Origin of the sequence: Streptomyces sp. NBC_00154 (genome assembly GCF_026342835.1) — a bacterium.
GTDB lineage: Bacteria > Actinomycetota > Actinomycetes > Streptomycetales > Streptomycetaceae > Streptomyces.
Genome location: NZ_JAPEMI010000001.1, coordinates 1,380,064 through 1,396,381, shown reverse-complemented (window position 1 = coordinate 1,396,381; position 16,318 = coordinate 1,380,064). Strand labels below are relative to the sequence as shown.

The following is a 16,318-nucleotide window of genomic DNA, read 5'->3' as shown; positions in this document are numbered from 1 at the left end:
GGATCAATGATCCGATGACTGGGAGAATGGAGGGCTGCTGAGGGGTCGTCAAGGGTCCTGGCGGGTAATACATCGGATCACTGGTGTGGATGGCTGAACGATGTCCAGGATCTCCTACTGTGTCATCGTTCAGTTCCAGCCGTGCACGATGAGCGACAGTCCGGTCGCGAACCCGCCGCCGAGCAGTACTAGATACCGTCCGTACTGCCGCCGCATCAGCAGCCCGAAGCCGGCGAGCAACTGCATCCCCGCGGTGGCCAGTTGGACGGCGAGCGGGCCGCCCGCAAGACTGCCCGCGAGCGCGCCGAGAGACACCTTCGGTGCCGCGCGCGGCACCGCCGCACACGCCGCCGCGAGCAGCAGCTCCGGCATCAGCGGCCAGCTCAGCGCCTCCGCCGCCCAGCAGAACGCGAGCGGCAGACCCGTGGCAGCTACTCAAATGCGCGCTGAGTACCTGATGGCGCAGGTGCCTGAGAGGCTGGGGGACATGACTGAGCCGTTGTGGCACACCGTGCACACCTACGAGCTGACCCCGACCGCCCGCGACGGGATCCGCACATTCCTCGACACCGCATTCGAGGGTGGCTTCAGCGACGACGACTGGGACCACACCCTGGGCGGCATCCACGCCTACGCACGCGACGGCAGCGGGCTCCTCGCGCACGGCAGTGTCGTCCAGCGCCGGGTGATCCACGCCCACCGCTCGTACCGCATCGGATATGTCGAGGGTGTGGCGGTCCGCGCCGACCGGCGGCGTGAGGGGCTCGGCGGCCGGGTGATGGCGACGCTGGAGCGGGTCATCGACGGGGCGTACGCCTTCGGGGCACTGTCCGCCTCCGACACCGGGGCCGCGCTGTACGCGGCGCGCGGCTGGCAGGTGTGGCAGGGGCAGATCGGCGTGCAGGGGCTGAGCGGTGTGATGCCGCTGCCGGACGAGGAGGGCAGCACGTACGTCCGTGGCGCGGCCGGACGCCCGCTGCCCTCCCCGTCCCGGAAGCTGATCTTCGACTGGCGTGACGGCGATGTGCTGTGACGGGGCCTGCCGCAGTGCCTCCGCGTCCCGGGCCGCGGAGGCACTGCAATCAGGAGAGACGAGGCTGCAGCTGCTGAGGGCGGCGGCCTGCAGGACCTGATCGCCGGGGCGTGACCGTCAGATTCTGACCGGTCAGCCGCTGATGCTCGCCGCCCCCGTCGCGATGTGGCCTGTGTACCGGCGCGACCATGTGCTGTCCGCGTCGGCCGTGACCGTGAAGTCGTACCAGCCGTTCTGCCCGGCGACGGATTTGAAGTAGTCCTCCGTGGAACCGCCCGCGGACACGGTGTACGTCCACGGGCCGTCGGCACGGTAGTTGTTCGATCCGAGGGTGAACTTCACCGCTGCGGTGGACGCGTTGGACAGCCGGAACCAGATGGCGGTCCTGCCGCTCGCGTTGGTCTGCGGGGCCGGGTTGGGCAGCGGGGCGCAGGTGCCGATGCCGATCACCTTGGCGGTTGAGGGCAGCGACGGCACCCCGTACACCGGATGCGCGAAGTCGAAGACCCCGGTCAGGTCACCGGTGACCTTGCGGCGCCAGGCGCTGATGTTCGGGCAGGCGGCCGGCTTGCCGATGGCCGACGTCCAGGTCTCCAGGAAGCGCAGCACCGAGGTGTGGTCGAAGACCTCGGAGCTGACCCAGCCGCCGGGGGAGTGCTGCTGGAGGAGGAGTACGCGCTGGTGCACCCGGTCGGCCATCCGGTACCGCGCTCGCTGCCCCTGGTCGACTGGGCGTAGAACTGCACCTCGTACACCCGGGACTGGTGGGCCGCGCAGGAAGGGATCCTTGCGGCGACGGTGGAGGCCGAGGACGACGGAGCGGTGCTCTCGATTGTGTCCCGTGGTCTCGGAATGGCGATCATGCCGCAGCTCCCCCTGGAGGGAGTACCCGACAACGTCGAGATCACCGCTCTCGGACCGGAACGGCCGACTCGGACCGTCGGCTATGTCACCACCGCTGAGCAGGCACGATCCCTGGCCGTGCGGGCCCTGATCCGGGAACTGCGGGCGGGCGGCGCCAAACCTCCGTCTCAGATAGTAGGAAGTCCGAGTAATTGTGGAGACAGACCGGCCGGGCTGCCCTAGCTTTGTAGAAGCCGAACGTCTCGCTAGATCCAGCGACTGGCGGTCGTGAGCACGTGCCCCGATGCAGGCAACCCCTGCGGCATCCGCTCCCCGCCCTTTCCGGCGCCTCGAAATCCCGATCTCGAAATCACGTTCACGATTTTTCGATCTCGAAATCCTCGCGATCTCAAGGAGTCGATCCACCATGGCCGAGACGACTGTCCGCCGCGTCCGTCACACCCACCGCCCGACCGAGTCGGAGCGCCAGAATGCCGCCGCCGCCCTGCAGCGAGCCCTCGACCGCAGGGACAACGGCGGCTCCACCGGTCACTGAGACCGGCGGGGTTCAGCTCATCCGCGGCTGATCTCGAAGTGGTCGATGCGCTCGCCCGACTCGGCGAGCGCAGTGACCTTCATCCGGGCGTGCCGCCCGGGCTCGACCTCGACCGCGAGGAACGAGAAGCCGGTGTAGCGCACCCGCGACCACTCCACGGTCTCGGTGGCCCTGCCGCCGCCCTTGACCACGTGGTATGTGTTCACGCTCTCCTGGTCCGCGACGTGCCCCTCGTACGTGTCCGGCGCCGGGAAGTTGTACAGCGCCTTGCCCGCTCCGCCCGCCGTGACGTACACGATGCCGTCCCGCGTCGGGTCGGTGCGCTCGCCGATCGGCACCTTCCGCGCGACCGCGTTCTTCAGGATCGCGTCGGTGCGCTCGTAGACGTGGTTGTGGCCATTGATGACCAGGTCCACCTGGTGCTTCTCGAAGAGCGGCACCCAGGCGTCCCGCACCCCGCCGTCCGACGCGTGCGCGTTGGTCGTCGAGAAGGCGCAGTGGTGGAAGAACACGACGATGAAGTCGACGTCGTGACGGGCCCGCAGCTCACCGAGACGCCGGTCGAGCCAGCGGGTCTGCCCGCCGTCGCTGATCCCGAAGTTGGCGGGGATCTCGTACGAGACGTCGTTGGCGTCGAGCGCGACCACGCCGACATTGCCGTGCACGAACGAGTAGGCGCCGGGCTGGCCCACCGGGTCGGGGCCGTTGTCCGGCAGCGACCAGCGGGCGTTCTGGCCGCCGTAGCCGTCCGGCGAGTACCAGGCCTCCATGTCGTGGTTGCCGGTGGTCACCATCCACGGCACGGTCTTCGACACGGTTTCCGTCTGCGCCAGGAACTGGTCCCAGGTGCGGGCGTCGTACGTGTCGCTCGACTGGCCGGAACCGGACGGGTCGGCGTAGCAGATGTCGCCCGCGTGCAGGTGGAAGGCCGGGTTCTGGCCAAGGATCAGCTGGTCGTTGCCGAGGGCGTGATAGCTGACACCCTGGTCGCCGAAGGCCGTGAAGGTGAAGGGCTCGGCGTGCGAGGGCGCGGTGGTGAAGGTGCCGAGAGTGCCCAGGTTGCGGGTGTCGGCCGGGTCGAAGCCGTCGTGGCCGACGCCGTAGTAGTACGTCGTGCCGGGCTGCAGCCGGTCCAGTCCCGCGTGTACGTAGAACTGCTCGGCAGCCGCGATCTTGCCGTCGTTCAGCAGCGGGGTCGTCAGATGCCGCACCTCGGCGTCGATCTTCCGGCTCAGCGCCCACGGCTTGAGCCCGATCCGGATGTACGGGCGCCCGACGGCGAACGGAACCTGCCAGGAGATCCGCATCTGGGTCTTCGGGTCGGCGCCGTACGCGAGATGCCGGCCGAACGGGGCGACCAGCGAACCGTCCACCTGAGTGGAGGAGTTGCGCGAGGAGAGCACCGTGGGCGCGGCGTAGGCGGGCGAGGCGGCAAGCCCGGTGGAGAGGCCGGCGCCTACGACGGCGGCGGTCGCCGCACCGGCGCGGAGCGCGCCACGCCGGGTGAGCCGGGTGCGCAGATAGTCGTGCTGCTCAGCCATGCTCATTCGGTCGGCGAGCTTCTCGGGGATACCGAAGCGAGGGATGTCCATGGCCAGAACATCCACCCGTCGGCTGACGCCTTCCGGTCGAGTGGGTGAACGGTACACGTACAGCTCCCCATGTGTCCGTATGGTGGACGCAAAATGTCATGGGGTGGGACGAGCAGTAGGGTGCCGATATGTCTCGCAGCATCAATCTCGCAGTGATCCCTGGTGACGGTATCGGCCAGGAGGTCGTGGCTCAGGGCCTCAAGGTCCTCAATGCTGTTCTCCCGCAGGATGTGAAGCTGGAGACCAAGGAGTTCGACTTCGGCGCCAAGCGGTACCACGCGACCGGTGAGACCCTCACCGACGCGGATGTCCAGGCGCTCAAGCAGCACGACGCAATCCTGCTCGGTGCGATCGGTGACCCCTCGGTCCCGTCCGGCGTCCTGGAGCGCGGCTTCCTGCTGAAGCTTCGTTTCCTCTTCGACCACCATGTGAACCTGCGGCCGTCGAAGCTCCTTCCGGGTGTCGCGACCCCGCTCAAGGGTCAGCCGGAGATCGACTTCGTCGTGGTCCGCGAGGGCACCGAGGGCCCGTACACCGGCAACGGCGGCTCGATCCGCACCGGCACCCCGCACGAGGTCGCCACCGAGGTCTCGGTCAACACCGCGTTCGGCGTCGAGCGTGTGGTCCGTGACGCCTTCGCCCGCGCCCAGGCGCGCCCGCGCAGGAAGCTGACGCTGGTCCACAAGAACAACGTGCTGACCTATGCCGGGCACCTGTGGACCAACATCTTCAACAAGGTCGCGGCCGAGTTCCCGGACGTCACCACCGACTACCTGCACGTGGACGCGGCGACGATCTTCCTCGTCACGCAGCCCGAGCGGTTCGACGTGATCGTCACCGACAACCTCTTCGGCGACATCATCACCGACCTCGCCGCGGCCGTCTCCGGCGGCATCGGCGTCGCGGCCTCGGGCAACATCAACCCGAGCGGCGAGTTCCCCTCGATGTTCGAGCCGGTCCACGGCTCCGCCCCGGACATCGCGGGTCAGGGCAAGGCCGACCCCACGGCCGCGATCCTCTCCGTCGCCCTCCTGCTGCGCCACCTCGGCTACGAGGCCGAGGCCGTGCGCATCGAGGACGCCGTCTCCGCCGACCTCGCGGAGCGTGGCGACACCCCTCGTACCACCTCGGAAATCGGCGACGCGCTCGCGGTACGCGTAGCGAGCTGACCTGACGACTCCACTTCGAAGCCGCCGGGTCGCAACCGCACCCGGCGGCTTCTCCTGCGTGGTCCCGGGTGCCACCATCGATCCCTGGACCGCAATCACGTCATTTCGTGCATGGCCCCCATCGAGCGATAATCGAACGGGACCGTGGCTTGTGATAAAGCTCGGACGTCCTAGCACCTGTCTGACAGGAGCGGCGTGAGCGCGGTCCCTCACACACAAAACCGGTGAAGGACACGCACTCATGACGACGCCCACGATCGAGCTCAAGCCTTCTTCCACCCCGCTGTCCGACGCGGAGCGCGAGGCGATCCTGGCCAACCCCGGATTCGGCCGCTACTTCACCGATCACATGGTGATCATCAAGTGGACCGAAGGCCGCGGCTGGCACGACGGCCAGCTCGTCCCCTACGGCCCGCTGTCGATCGACCCCGCCACCAACGTCCTGCACTACGCGCAGGAGATCTTCGAGGGGCTCAAGGCCTACCGCCAGCCCGACGGATCGGTGGCCACGTTCCGCCCCGAGGCCAACGCCAAGCGCTTCCAGCGCTCCGCGCACCGTCTCGCCATGCCCGAGCTGCCGGTGGAGACGTTCATCGAGGCGTGCGACGTGCTGGTCCAGCAGGACAAGGCATGGGTTCCCGCGCACGGCGGCGAGGGGTCGCTCTACCTGCGCCCCTTCATGATCGCGTCCGAGGTCGGCCTCGGTGTGAAGCCCGCCAACGAGTACCTCTTCATCGTCATCGCCTCGCCCGCCGGCGCCTACTTCCCCGGCGGTGTGAAGCCGGTCTCCATCTGGCTCTCCGAGAACCGGGTCCGCGCCGTCCCCGGCGGTATGGGCGACGCCAAGACCGGCGGCAACTACGCCGCGTCCCTCCTCGCCCAGGCCGAGGCCGCCGAGAAGGGCTGCGAGCAGGTCGCCTACCTCGACGCGGTCGAGCACAAGTGGGTCGAGGAGCTCGGTGGCATGAACCTGTACTTCGTGTACGGGGACAAGATCGTCACCCCGGCCCTGACCGGCTCGCTGCTCGCCGGTGTCACCCGTGACTCGCTGCTCCGGGTCGCCCGTGACCTCGGCTACGAGTCCGAGGAGGGCCGCGTCTCCATCGACCAGTGGCGCGCCGACACCGAGAACGGCACCCTCACCGAGGTCTTCGCCTGTGGCACAGCCGCCGTCATCACCCCCGTCGGCGTCGTCAAGTCCGCGGGCGGCGAGTGGACCCAGAGCGACGGCAAGCCCGGCGAGGTCACGATGAAGCTGCGCGACCGGCTCCTCGACGTCCAGCGCGGTATCGCGGCGGACACCCACGGCTGGATGCACCCGCTCGGGTGATTCACGGTCCCGTACGACTTCGCCCGCCCCGGCAGCCGCCAGGGCGGGCGAAGTCGTTTTTGCGCGCGGCCGCCCCCGCGTGCCGGTCGCCCGGGCTGACGGCTTTCGGGACGAGGTCGCGCGGAGCGCTGCGCGCACGAGGCCATCCCTGTCCGACGGTTTGAGTGCCACTCTATGTGATGCCGAGTATGTGCCTCACTCATGGTTTTCATACGGGGGATCCATGGTTAGAGTGATGCTCAAACAGGAGGTGTGGTGACGTGCGACTGACCCCGACCGAGCGTGACCGGCTGCTGCTCTTCGGCGCCGCCGAACTGGCACGGGCACGCCGCGCGCGTGGCCTGAGGCTCAATATCCCCGAGGCGACCGCGCTCATCGCGGACACCGTCTGCGAGGCGGCCCGGGACGGGCGGCGGCTCGCGGAGGCGATCGACGCCGCGCGCAGCGTGCTGGGACCCGACGACGTCCTGCCCGGCGTGGCGGACGTGGTCACGGAGGTGCATGTGGAGGCCGTCTTCGACGACGGGTCCCGGCTCGCCGTCGTCTCCGACCCCATAGGCGCCGGCACCGGAGTCCGGCGGGCGGACGCCGCGCCCGGCGCCGTACTGCCCGCACCGCCGCACGCCGAGCCCCGGCCCGAATTGCGGCTGACCGTGCGCAACACCGCGACCGTCCCGGTCAGCGTCACCTCGCACTTCCACTTCTTCGAGGTCAACCCGCGGCTCGACTTCGACCGAGCCGCGGCGTACGGAATGCGGCTGTGCGTCCCGGCCGGAGCGTCGGTCCGCTTCGACCCGGGCGGCGAGACCGAGGTCGGCCTGCTGCCGATCGGCGGCGCCCGGATCGCGATCGGCTTCGCGGGTCTGGTCGACGGTCCGCTGGACGCGCCCGGAGCGAAGGAAGAGGCCCTGCGGCGTGCGGCGGCCTGCGGCTATCTCGGAGCGGAGGACGCCTGATGGACCCCTACGCATACGCCTCGGTCCACGGGCCGCGCGCCGGCGACCGGGTCGTCCTCGGCGACTCCGGTCTGGTGGTGCGCGTCGAGTCGGACGCGCAGGCGCCCGGCGACGAGTTCCTGGCCGGTTTCGGCAAGACCGCGCGCGACGGCCTGCATCTCAAGGCCGCCGCCGTACGCGACACCTGTGACGTCGTCATCAGCAATGTGCTGGTCATCGACGCGTCGCTGGGCATCCGGAAGGTCTCCATCGGCATCCGCGAAGGCCGGATCTGCTCGATCGGACGGGCCGGGAACCCGGACACGCTCGACGGCGTGGACGTCGTCGTCGGTACGGGCACCACGATCGTGTCCGGCGAGGGCATGATCGCCACGGCCGGCGCCGTCGACACCCATGTCCATCTGCTCTCGCCGCGCATCATGGAGGCCTCGCTCGCCTCCGGTGTCACCACCGTCATCGGCCAGGAGTTCGGCCCCGTCTGGGGCGTCGGTGTCAACTCGCCGTGGGCACTGCGCCACGCCTTCAACGCCTTCGACGCCTGGCCGGTCAACATCGGCTTCCTGGCCCGCGGTTCGTCCTCCGACGACGCGCCGCTGGTGGAGGCGCTCGCCGAAGGCGGCGCGTCCGGCTTCAAGGTGCACGAGGACATGGGCGCGCACACCCGGGCGCTCGACACGGCCCTGCGGGTCGCCGAGGAGCACGACGTACAGGTCGCGCTCCACAGCGACGGGCTGAACGAATGCCTTTCCGTCGAGGACACCCTGCGCGTCCTGGACGGCCGGACGATCCACGCCTTCCACATCGAGGGCTGCGGGGGCGGGCACGTACCGAACGTCCTCAAGATGGCGGGCGTCCCGAACGTGATCGGCTCCTCCACCAATCCGACCCTGCCGTTCGGCCGGGACGCGGTCGCCGAGCACTACGGGATGATCGTCTCCGTACACGACCTCAAGACCGACCTGCCCGGGGACGCCGCCATGGCGCGGGACCGGATCAGGGCCGGGACGATGGGCGCCGAGGACGTGCTGCACGACCTCGGCGCGATCGGCATCACCTCGTCGGACGCCCAGGGGATGGGGCGCGCGGGCGAGACCGTACGCCGCACCTTCGCCATGGCCGGGAAGATGAAGGCCGAGCTGGGCCCGATGGAGGGCGACGGCGCGCACGACGACAACGCCCGGGTACTGCGCTACATGGCGAAGCTGACGATCAACCCCGCCATCGCGCACGGTCTCGCGCACGAGATCGGATCGATCGAGGTGGGCAAGCTCGCCGACATCGTGCTCTGGAAGCCGCAGTACTTCGGTGCCAAGCCCCAGCTCGTGCTGAAGTCGGGCTTCCCGGCCTACGGAGTGACGGGCGACCCCAACGCCGCGACCGACACCTGTGAACCCCTCGTCCTGGGACCGCAGTTCGGAGCGTACGGAGCGACCCCCGCGGACCTCTCGGTGGCCTTCGTGGCAAAGGCTGCGACCGAGCTGGGCTCCGACCAGATGCCGACGCGACGGCGCAGGGTCGCCGTACGCGGCACCCGCGGGATCGGCCCGGCCGATCTCCGGCTCAACTCCCGTATCGGGGACGTGGCGGTGGACGGGCACAGCGGCCTGGTCACGCTGGACGGTGACCCGGTGCGCTCGGGACCCGCCGAATCGATCTCCCTCAACCGTCTCTATTTCCTGTAAGAACGAGGAGTCCGACGACATGACCTTCCGTATGCCGCCCGAGTGGGCCCCGCACGAGCGCACCTGGATGGCCTGGCCGGGACCCAACGTCACGTTCACCGGTGACGACCTCGCCGAGTCCCGCAGGGCATGGACCTCGGTGGCCCGCGCCGTACGCCGCTTCGAGCCGGTCACCATGGTCGTCGGTCCCGGCCAGGCGGAGGGCGCCCGCGCCGCACTCGGACCGGACATCGACCTGGCCGAGCGCGAACTGGACGACGCCTGGATGCGTGACATCGGTCCGACCTTCGTCACTGACGGCAGCCAACTGGCCGCCGTGGACTGGGTCTTCAACGGCTGGGGCGCACAGGACTGGGCGACCTGGGAACACGATGCGAAGATCGCGCGTCATGTCGCGGATCTCGCAGGGGTCCCCGTGCACAGTTCGCCGCTGGTCAACGAGGGCGGCGGCATCCACGTCGACGGCGAGGGCACCGTCCTGCTCACCGAGACCGTCCAGCTCGGCAAGGAACGCAACCCGGGCTGGACCAAGGAAATGGTCGAGGCCGAGATCCACGCCAGGCTGGGCACCACGAAGGCGATCTGGCTGAAGTGCGGTCTGACCGGCGACTACCCGCCGCACGGCTTCGGCACCCTCGGCCATGTCGACATCGTCGCCGCGTTCGCCGGCCCCGGAGTCGTCGTCGTCCACACCCAGCCGGACCCGTCCCACCCCGACCACGAGCTCTGCAAGGAGAACGTGGAGATGCTCAGGTCCCGGACCGACGCCCGGGGCCGTCCCCTGGAGGTCGTCGAGGTCCCTGCCCCGACCGTGGTGCAGGACGAGGACGGTCACTGGGTCGACTACTCGTACATCAACCACTACGTCTGCAACGGCGGCGTGGTGCTGTGCGGCTTCGACGACCCCCGCGACGAGATCGCCGCGGGTATCTTCCGCCGCCTCTACCCCGAGCGGACCGTGACCCTGGTCGACGCACGTACGATCTTCGCCGGTGGTGGAGGTATCCACTGCATCACGCAGCAGCAGCCGAGGGTCTGATGGATTCGATGGAGAGCGACGTCCGGCACGCCGTACAGGGTCACGCGCTCCGGCGCACCCGTCCGGCGCCGGACGACGGGACCGCGGGAGCCCGCCCGTGACCCCCGGCCCGCGCCGCCGCAACACCGCCCCGCCCCGGGAGGAGGTGCTGGCCGCCGCCATGGCGACCATCGCCGAACGCGGTCTGGACGGCCTAACGATGGCCGGTCTCGGCCGTGAGGTCTCCATGAGCAGCGGGCATCTCCTCTACTACTTCCGCACCAAGGACGAGCTGCTGCTGCAGGCCCTGGAGTGGAGCGAGGGCAGGCTCGGCGCACAGCGGAGCGAACTGCTGGCCCGGCAGACCCCGGTCCGCGAGCGGCTCGACGCGTACGTCGATCTGTACATCCCGGACGGCCACCGCGATCCGCACTGGACGCTCTGGCTGGAGGTCTGGAACCGCTCGCAGAACGCCGACGCCGACGCGCGTGCCCGGCAGGCCGCCATCGAGCGGGCCTGGCACCGGGACCTGGTGGCGCTGCTGGCGGAGGGCGCCTCGCGCGGCGAGTTCCGGGCCGTCGACGCCGAACGGTATGCGACCCGGCTGCGCGCCCTGCTCGACGGGTTCAGCATCCATGTGGCGATCGGCCTGCCGGGAACCGACCGGGGCGGAATCCTCGCCCATGTGCGGGAGTTCCTGGACGAGTCGCTCGCCTGACGCCGCCACCCGTCAGCGCTGCGCAAGCCGGCTTGCGCCCGCGGCTGTTCGCTCGGCCGTGAACGCAACGCACGTAAGTACGCATGATCGTTGCCCTATGCACTCTTGTTACGTTCCTGGCCGTTGGGGCACGGTGACAGACCATGGGACGAGAGCAGTGGAAGAAAATCTGGGTCGGCTCGGCCGGCAACATGGTCGAGTGGTTCGACTGGTTCGTGTACGCGACCTTCGCGGTCTACTTCGCGGATTCGTTCTTCCCCGAGGGCAATGAGACCGCGAATCTCATGAACACCATGGGCATCTTCGCCGTCGGCTTCTTCATGCGGCCGGTCGGCGGCTGGCTGCTCGGCCGGATCGGTGACCGTAAGGGGCGCAAGGTCGCGCTGACCCTCACCGTCACCCTCATGTCGGCCTCCGCGATCCTCATCGCCATCGCGCCGACCTACGCCGTGGCGGGGTACGGCGGCGTCGCCGTCCTGCTGGTGGCCCGGCTCCTCCAGGGCCTCTCGGTCGGCGGTGAGTACGCGGCCAGCGCCACGTACCTCACCGAGGCGTCCGCACCCCACCGGCGCGGCTTCGCCTCCAGCTTCCAGTACGTGTCCATGACCGCAGGGCAGCTCGTCGGCCTCGGCCTGCAGATCGTCCTGCAGCGCAACATGTCCGACGCGGCGCTGCACAGCTGGGGCTGGCGCATCCCGTTCGTCGTCGGTGCGCTCGGCGCGGCCATCGTCTTCTATCTGCGCCGCTCCATGCTGGAGACCGAGGTGTACGCCGAGTCCGGCGCGGCCGCCGAGCAGGACCGAGGCACGCTGAAGGTGCTGTGGAAGCACAAGCGCGAGGCGTTCCTGGTGATGGCGCTGACCATGGGCGGGACCGTTGCGTACTACACGTACACGACCTACCTCACCAAGTTCCTCTCCAGGAGCGCCGGCATGGAGAAGTCCACCGCCTCGCTCGTCAGCTTCTGCGCCCTGTTCGTCTTCATGTGCATCCAGCCGCTGGCCGGCATGGTCTCCGACCGGGTCGGCCGCCGCCCGCTGCTGATCACCTTCGCCGTCGGCTCCACCTTCCTGACCGTGCCGATCATGACGATGCTCAAGAACGCGGGGACCTTCTGGCCCGCGTTCGGCCTGGCGCTCCTCGCTCTGGTCATCGTCACCGGCTACACCTCGATCAACGCCTGTGTGAAGGCCGAGCTCTTCCCGACCGGCATCCGCGCCCTCGGCGTCGCCCTCCCGTACGCCCTTGCCAACGCCCTCTTCGGCGGCACCGCCGAATATGTGGCGCTCTGGTTCAAGGACGCGGGCATCGAGTCGGGCTTCTACTGGTACGTGGCGGGCTGCGCCGCGGTCTCCCTCGTCGTCTATCTGACGATGCGCGAGACCCGCGACATCGACCTGGGCAGGGTCGGCGCGACCGACGGGAAGACCGGGCAGGCTGCGGAGCCGTCCGAGGCGGCGAGCGTCACGCCCGCATCCTGAGACGGGCGACGGCACGGAGGCAGTGCTGTGCGAGACTGCCTCCGTGTCCTTGTTCGTCATGATTATTGGCAACAGGCGCGCCGGTCCGCAGTGACCGTCCCGTACCACCAGATGCGGAGCGGCCACCGTGCCCCAGACCCGCGCGCAGACCTCTCGCACCCGCGAGGGGTTTTTTCGTTTTCCGGCCCTCACCTCGGCCGGGCCGATGCGCGCGCGATGATGGGGGCAAGTGGAGCCCGATCGTCCGGATCCACTCATCCGACAGGAGTCAGATCAGCATGACCACCAAGGCCAAGGCCACCGATGACAGCTTCCATGTCTTCGACACCACACTGCGCGACGGTGCACAGCGTGAAGGCATCAACCTGACGGTCGCGGACAAGCTGACCATTGCCCGGCACCTGGACAACTTCGGCGTGGGCTTCATCGAGGGCGGCTGGCCCGGAGCCAACCCCCGCGACACGGAGTTCTTCGCCCGCGCCCAGCAGGAGATCGAGTTCAAGAACGCCGAGCTGGTCGCCTTCGGCGCGACCCGCAGGGCGGGCGGCAAGGCCTCCGAGGACCCGCAGGTCAAGGCGTTGCTGGAGTCGGGCGCCCCGGTGATCACGCTGGTCGCCAAGTCGCACGACCGGCATGTGGAACTCGCCCTGCGCACCACACTCGACGAGAACCTGGAGATGGTCCGCGACACCGTCTCCTACCTGCGCGAGCAGGGCCGCCGGGTCTTCGTCGACTGCGAGCACTTCTTCGACGGCTACCGCGCCAATCCCGAGTACGCCAAGGATGTCGTCCGGGCCGCCTCCGAAGCCGGCGCCGATGTCGTCATCCTCTGCGACACCAACGGCGGGATGCTCCCCGCCCAGATCCAGGCCGTCGTCTCCACCGTCCTCGCCGACACCGGCGCCCGGCTCGGTATCCACGCCCAGGACGACACCGGCTGCGCGGTCGCCAACACCCTGGCCGCCGTCGACGCGGGCGCGACGCACGTCCAGTGCACGGCGAACGGCTACGGCGAGCGGGTCGGCAACGCCAACCTCTTCCCCGTCGTCGCCGCCCTGGAACTGAAGTACGGCAAGGCCGTCCTCCCCGACGGCGCACTCGCCGACATGACCCGCATCTCGCACGCCATCGCCGAGGTCGTCAACCTCACGCCCTCCACGCACCAGCCCTATGTGGGTGTCTCCGCCTTCGCCCACAAGGCCGGGCTGCACGCCTCCGCCATCAAGGTCGACCCGGACCTCTACCAGCACATCGACCCGGCGCTGGTCGGCAACACCATGCGGATGCTCGTCTCCGACATGGCGGGCCGCGCCTCCATCGAGCTCAAGGGCAAGGAGCTCGGCATCGACCTCGGGGGCGACCGCGAGCTCGTCGGGCGCGTCGTCGAGCGGGTCAAGGAGCGTGAGCTCCAGGGCTACACGTACGAGGCCGCCGACGCCTCCTTCGAACTGCTGCTGCGCGCCGAGGTCGAGGGCCGGGTACGCCGCTACTTCCGTACGGAGTCCTGGCGCGCGATCGTCGAGGACCGCCCCGACGGCACCCACGCCAACGAGGCGACCGTGAAGCTCTGGGCCAAGGGCGAGCGTCTCGTCGCCACGGCCGAGGGCAACGGCCCGGTCAACGCGCTCGACCGGGCGCTGCGCGTCGCCCTGGAGCGGATCTACCCGCAGCTCGCCAAGTTGGAGCTGGTCGACTACAAGGTCCGCATCCTGGAGGGCCGCACCGGCACCGAGTCCACCACCCGGGTGCTCATCACCACGGGCGACGGCACCGGCGACTGGGCGACCGTGGGCGTCGCGGAGAACGTCATCGCGGCCTCCTGGCAGGCGCTGGAGGACGCGTACACCTACGGCCTGCTGCGGGCCGGGGTCGAGCCCACGGAGTAGCCGGCCCGGCCAGGGGCGGACCCACGGAGCAGTCTCCACGGGCCCGCCCCTCCCCCCCGGACAGATCGGCCCCGTTACTGGAGATGCCACTTCTGGTTGGCGGCTCCGGTGCAGGTCCAGATCTGGGCACGGGCCCCGTTCGCCGTCGACTGGTCGGTGATGTCCAGACACTTGTCCGCGGCCGTGTTGACGACGTCACCCGTCGAGGAGTTGTACGTCCAGCGCTGCGCCGACGAACCGTTGCAGGTGTACAGCTGCACCTTTGCGCCATTGGCCGTCGACGCGGACGTCACATCCAGGCAGGAACCCAACGCCTGGATGGAACCGTCCGCTGCGACCGTCCAGCGCTGCGCCGCCGAGCCGTTGCAGTCATAGAGCTGGACGGCCGTCCCGTCGGCACTGCTGCCGCCCGCGACGTCCAGGCACTTGCCCGCAGGGCCCGAGAAGACGCCCGAGGTGCCGGTGGAGCCGGACGGACTGCCGGACCAGGTGAAGGTCGCCGAGGTGCGGCCCGGCAGCGAGTAGGTGAACTTCTGGCCGCCCCAGTTGACGGTGACCTGCTGCGCCGACGTACCACCGTTGTACGCGATCAGCGCCTTCGAACCGTCCGGGTTGCGCCAGGCCACATTGGGCACGGTGGCGCTCGCCGTCGAAGCGATCCGCTGGGCGCCGGGCCGGACGAACTTCGTCAGATGACCCATCGTGTAGTACTCGATGTTGTAGTCGACCTGCCCGCTCCTGCTGTCCCCGTTGTGCACGGTGACCAGCCCGTCGCAGGTGCCGCAGCCGCCGTTGTGCGGGCCGCGGTTCTGGTCCACGGCCAGGGACCACTTGGTCACCGACTTCGCCCAGTTGCGGGTGTAGTCGACGATGTTGAGCATGTCCTCGCGCTGCTGGTCGGCGATCCAGGTGCCGCCCGAGTGCTCGGTCTGGAAGGCGTCCATCGTCGGGTACTGGTTGTGCACGGTGGTCTGCTTGGTGACGTCACCGCCGTAGCCGTGCCAGGCGACCCCGCCGAAGTTCGGGTGGTTGCGCACCGCCGGGTCGTCCACCGTGGCCGCCGCGTAGGCGTCGTAGGTGTCCCAGTTCCAGTCGTGGGCGAGGACCTTGGTGGCGAGCCCCGCGGACTGGAGTTTGGGCAGCAGCTCGCTCTTGGTGAAGTAGGCGAGCCCCGAGCCGTTCCAGCTCATCGACGGATAGCCGGAACAACAGGTCGGTTCGTTCTGCGCGGTGACGTAGTCGACCGGAATGCCCTGGTCCCTGTACGCCTGGAGATACTTCACGAAGTAGTTGGCGTAGGCGCCGTAGTTCTCCGCCTTCAGCCAGCCGCCGTTCAGCTGGCCGCTGTCCTTCATCCAGGCCGGCGCGGTCCACGGCGACGCGACCGTCGTCAGCGCCGGGTTGAGCTGCTTGGCCTGCTTGGTCAGCGGGAGCACATCCTCCAGATCGTGTGCGATCGAGAATTTCACCAGCGAGGGGTCGGTCTGGCCGGACGGTACGTCGTCGTACGTGTAGCCGGTCCTGGCGAGGTCCGATCCGCCCATCGGATTGCGTACGAACGAGAGCCCGATGCCCTCGGTGGGGGAGAAGAGCTTCCTCATCGTCGCGTCGCGGGTCGCCTGGCTGAGCGCCCCACTGCTCTTCATCAAGTACGCGGCCGTGTCGGTGAACGAGGCGCCGCCGCCCGTGAACGTCTGGTAGCGGGTGTTCTCGTCGACCGTGATGTTCGTACCGCTGCCACCGTTACCGGAGCCGAAGGCGACCGGGGTCTGTGCCTCCAGTCCGCGGGTGACATGCCGGCCACCGGCGTCGTCCGTCGTGGTCAGCGCGATGTTCACGGTCTCACCGGCGGCCTGCGCCGTACCGGACGAGAGCCCGCTGAGACCCGCGGTCGCGAGCACTGCGGCGACCAGCGCCCGAGCCGCTCTGCTTGATCTGATCATGGGCTGCTGCCTTTCTCGGCAGGGACTGTGGGGGAGTTGCCGTCGATCGAGGCGTGAGTGAACTGCTGTTATGGACTCGCGTCAAGGGGGCGTACGTTCACAACTTGAACG

At 69.1% G+C, this 16,318-nt stretch carries 12 protein-coding genes and 3 pseudogenes; 11 read left to right on the top strand and 4 right to left on the bottom strand.

Annotated features, from left to right (window positions below):
- Positions 1-129: 129 nt before the first annotated feature.
- Positions 130-435 (bottom strand): annotated as a pseudogene (locus tag OHA03_RS06140) (1-acyl-sn-glycerol-3-phosphate acyltransferase); the annotation flags it as partial.
- A 52-nt stretch (positions 436-487) separates the two neighbouring features.
- On the opposite strand from OHA03_RS06140, the gene OHA03_RS06135 reads away from it, so the two are divergent.
- Positions 488-1,033 carry a GNAT family N-acetyltransferase gene (locus tag OHA03_RS06135; protein WP_267001520.1) on the top strand — a complete coding sequence of 182 codons (546 nt, stop codon included), beginning with the start codon at positions 488-490 and terminating at the stop codon, positions 1,031-1,033.
- Positions 1,034-1,165: 132 nt separating this feature from the next.
- Here OHA03_RS06135 and OHA03_RS06130 read toward each other — a convergent pair.
- A pseudogene (locus OHA03_RS06130) lies at positions 1,166-1,681 on the bottom strand (phospholipase domain-containing protein); the annotation flags it as partial.
- Here OHA03_RS06130 and OHA03_RS06125 point away from each other — a divergent pair.
- Positions 1,682-2,119: pseudogene (locus OHA03_RS06125) on the top strand (LysR family transcriptional regulator substrate-binding protein); the annotation flags it as partial.
- Between the two features lie 184 nt (positions 2,120-2,303).
- Complete coding sequence (locus OHA03_RS06120) at positions 2,304-2,432, top strand: hypothetical protein (RefSeq protein ID WP_093772350.1); 129 nt, start codon at positions 2,304-2,306, stop codon at positions 2,430-2,432.
- Positions 2,433-2,449: 17 nt separating this feature from the next.
- Here the strand turns inward: OHA03_RS06120 and OHA03_RS06115 are convergent, their stop codons facing one another.
- On the bottom strand, positions 2,450-4,024 hold the full coding sequence (locus OHA03_RS06115; protein WP_267001518.1) for a metallophosphoesterase family protein: 1,575 nt from the start codon (positions 4,022-4,024) through the stop codon (positions 2,450-2,452).
- A 128-nt stretch (positions 4,025-4,152) separates the two neighbouring features.
- Here OHA03_RS06115 and OHA03_RS06110 point away from each other — a divergent pair, with 128 nt between their 5' ends.
- The 8 genes from OHA03_RS06110 (at position 4,153) to cimA (ending at position 14,264) form a co-directional block, all read left to right on the top strand.
- Positions 4,153-5,193 carry a 3-isopropylmalate dehydrogenase gene (locus OHA03_RS06110; protein WP_267001516.1) on the top strand — a complete coding sequence of 347 codons (1,041 nt, stop codon included), beginning with the start codon at positions 4,153-4,155 and terminating at the stop codon, positions 5,191-5,193.
- 241 nt (positions 5,194-5,434) lie between these two features.
- Positions 5,435-6,523 (top strand): branched-chain amino acid aminotransferase, encoded by a 1,089-nt coding sequence (locus OHA03_RS06105; protein ID WP_267001514.1) that lies wholly within the window; start codon positions 5,435-5,437, stop codon positions 6,521-6,523.
- Positions 6,524-6,783: 260 nt separating this feature from the next.
- Positions 6,784-7,479, top strand: coding sequence for an urease subunit gamma (gene ureA / locus OHA03_RS06100; protein ID WP_267001512.1), 696 nt, complete (start codon positions 6,784-6,786; stop codon positions 7,477-7,479).
- A complete protein-coding gene (locus tag OHA03_RS06095; RefSeq protein ID WP_267001510.1) occupies positions 7,479-9,161 on the top strand; it encodes an urease subunit alpha in 1,683 nt (560 codons plus the stop codon). The genes ureA and OHA03_RS06095 overlap by 1 nt, the downstream gene beginning before the upstream one ends.
- Before the next feature lie 19 nt (positions 9,162-9,180).
- Positions 9,181-10,200, top strand: a complete 1,020-nt coding sequence (locus tag OHA03_RS06090) for an agmatine/peptidylarginine deiminase (RefSeq protein WP_267001508.1) — start codon at positions 9,181-9,183, stop codon at positions 10,198-10,200.
- Positions 10,201-10,360: 160 nt separating this feature from the next.
- On the top strand, positions 10,361-10,897 hold the full coding sequence (locus OHA03_RS06085) for a TetR/AcrR family transcriptional regulator (RefSeq protein WP_267007939.1): 537 nt from the start codon (positions 10,361-10,363) through the stop codon (positions 10,895-10,897).
- A gap of 143 nt (positions 10,898-11,040) precedes the next feature.
- Complete coding sequence (locus tag OHA03_RS06080; protein WP_267001506.1) at positions 11,041-12,378, top strand: MFS transporter; 1,338 nt, start codon at positions 11,041-11,043, stop codon at positions 12,376-12,378.
- A 278-nt stretch (positions 12,379-12,656) separates the two neighbouring features.
- Positions 12,657-14,264, top strand: coding sequence for a citramalate synthase (gene cimA / locus OHA03_RS06075; RefSeq protein ID WP_267001504.1), 1,608 nt, complete (start codon positions 12,657-12,659; stop codon positions 14,262-14,264).
- A gap of 74 nt (positions 14,265-14,338) precedes the next feature.
- Here cimA and OHA03_RS06070 read toward each other — a convergent pair whose 3' ends face one another.
- Positions 14,339-16,207, bottom strand: coding sequence for a lectin (locus OHA03_RS06070; protein ID WP_267001502.1), 1,869 nt, complete (start codon positions 16,205-16,207; stop codon positions 14,339-14,341).
- Positions 16,208-16,318: the final 111 nt, after the last annotated feature.

Coding starts and splice junctions, on each gene's coding strand:
- OHA03_RS06085 (WP_267007939.1), top strand. CDS start 10,361: ATGGCGACCATCGCCGAACGCGGTCTGGACGGCCTAACGATGGCCGGT.
- OHA03_RS06070 (WP_267001502.1), bottom strand. CDS start 16,207: ATGATCAGATCAAGCAGAGCGGCTCGGGCGCTGGTCGCCGCAGTGCTC.
- cimA (WP_267001504.1), top strand. CDS start 12,657: ATGACCACCAAGGCCAAGGCCACCGATGACAGCTTCCATGTCTTCGAC.
- OHA03_RS06090 (WP_267001508.1), top strand. CDS start 9,181: ATGACCTTCCGTATGCCGCCCGAGTGGGCCCCGCACGAGCGCACCTGG.
- OHA03_RS06095 (WP_267001510.1), top strand. CDS start 7,479: ATGGACCCCTACGCATACGCCTCGGTCCACGGGCCGCGCGCCGGCGAC.
- OHA03_RS06110 (WP_267001516.1), top strand. CDS start 4,153: ATGTCTCGCAGCATCAATCTCGCAGTGATCCCTGGTGACGGTATCGGC.
- OHA03_RS06120 (WP_093772350.1), top strand. CDS start 2,304: ATGGCCGAGACGACTGTCCGCCGCGTCCGTCACACCCACCGCCCGACC.
- OHA03_RS06135 (WP_267001520.1), top strand. CDS start 488: ATGACTGAGCCGTTGTGGCACACCGTGCACACCTACGAGCTGACCCCG.
- OHA03_RS06105 (WP_267001514.1), top strand. CDS start 5,435: ATGACGACGCCCACGATCGAGCTCAAGCCTTCTTCCACCCCGCTGTCC.
- OHA03_RS06115 (WP_267001518.1), bottom strand. CDS start 4,024: ATGGACATCCCTCGCTTCGGTATCCCCGAGAAGCTCGCCGACCGAATG.
- OHA03_RS06080 (WP_267001506.1), top strand. CDS start 11,041: ATGGGACGAGAGCAGTGGAAGAAAATCTGGGTCGGCTCGGCCGGCAAC.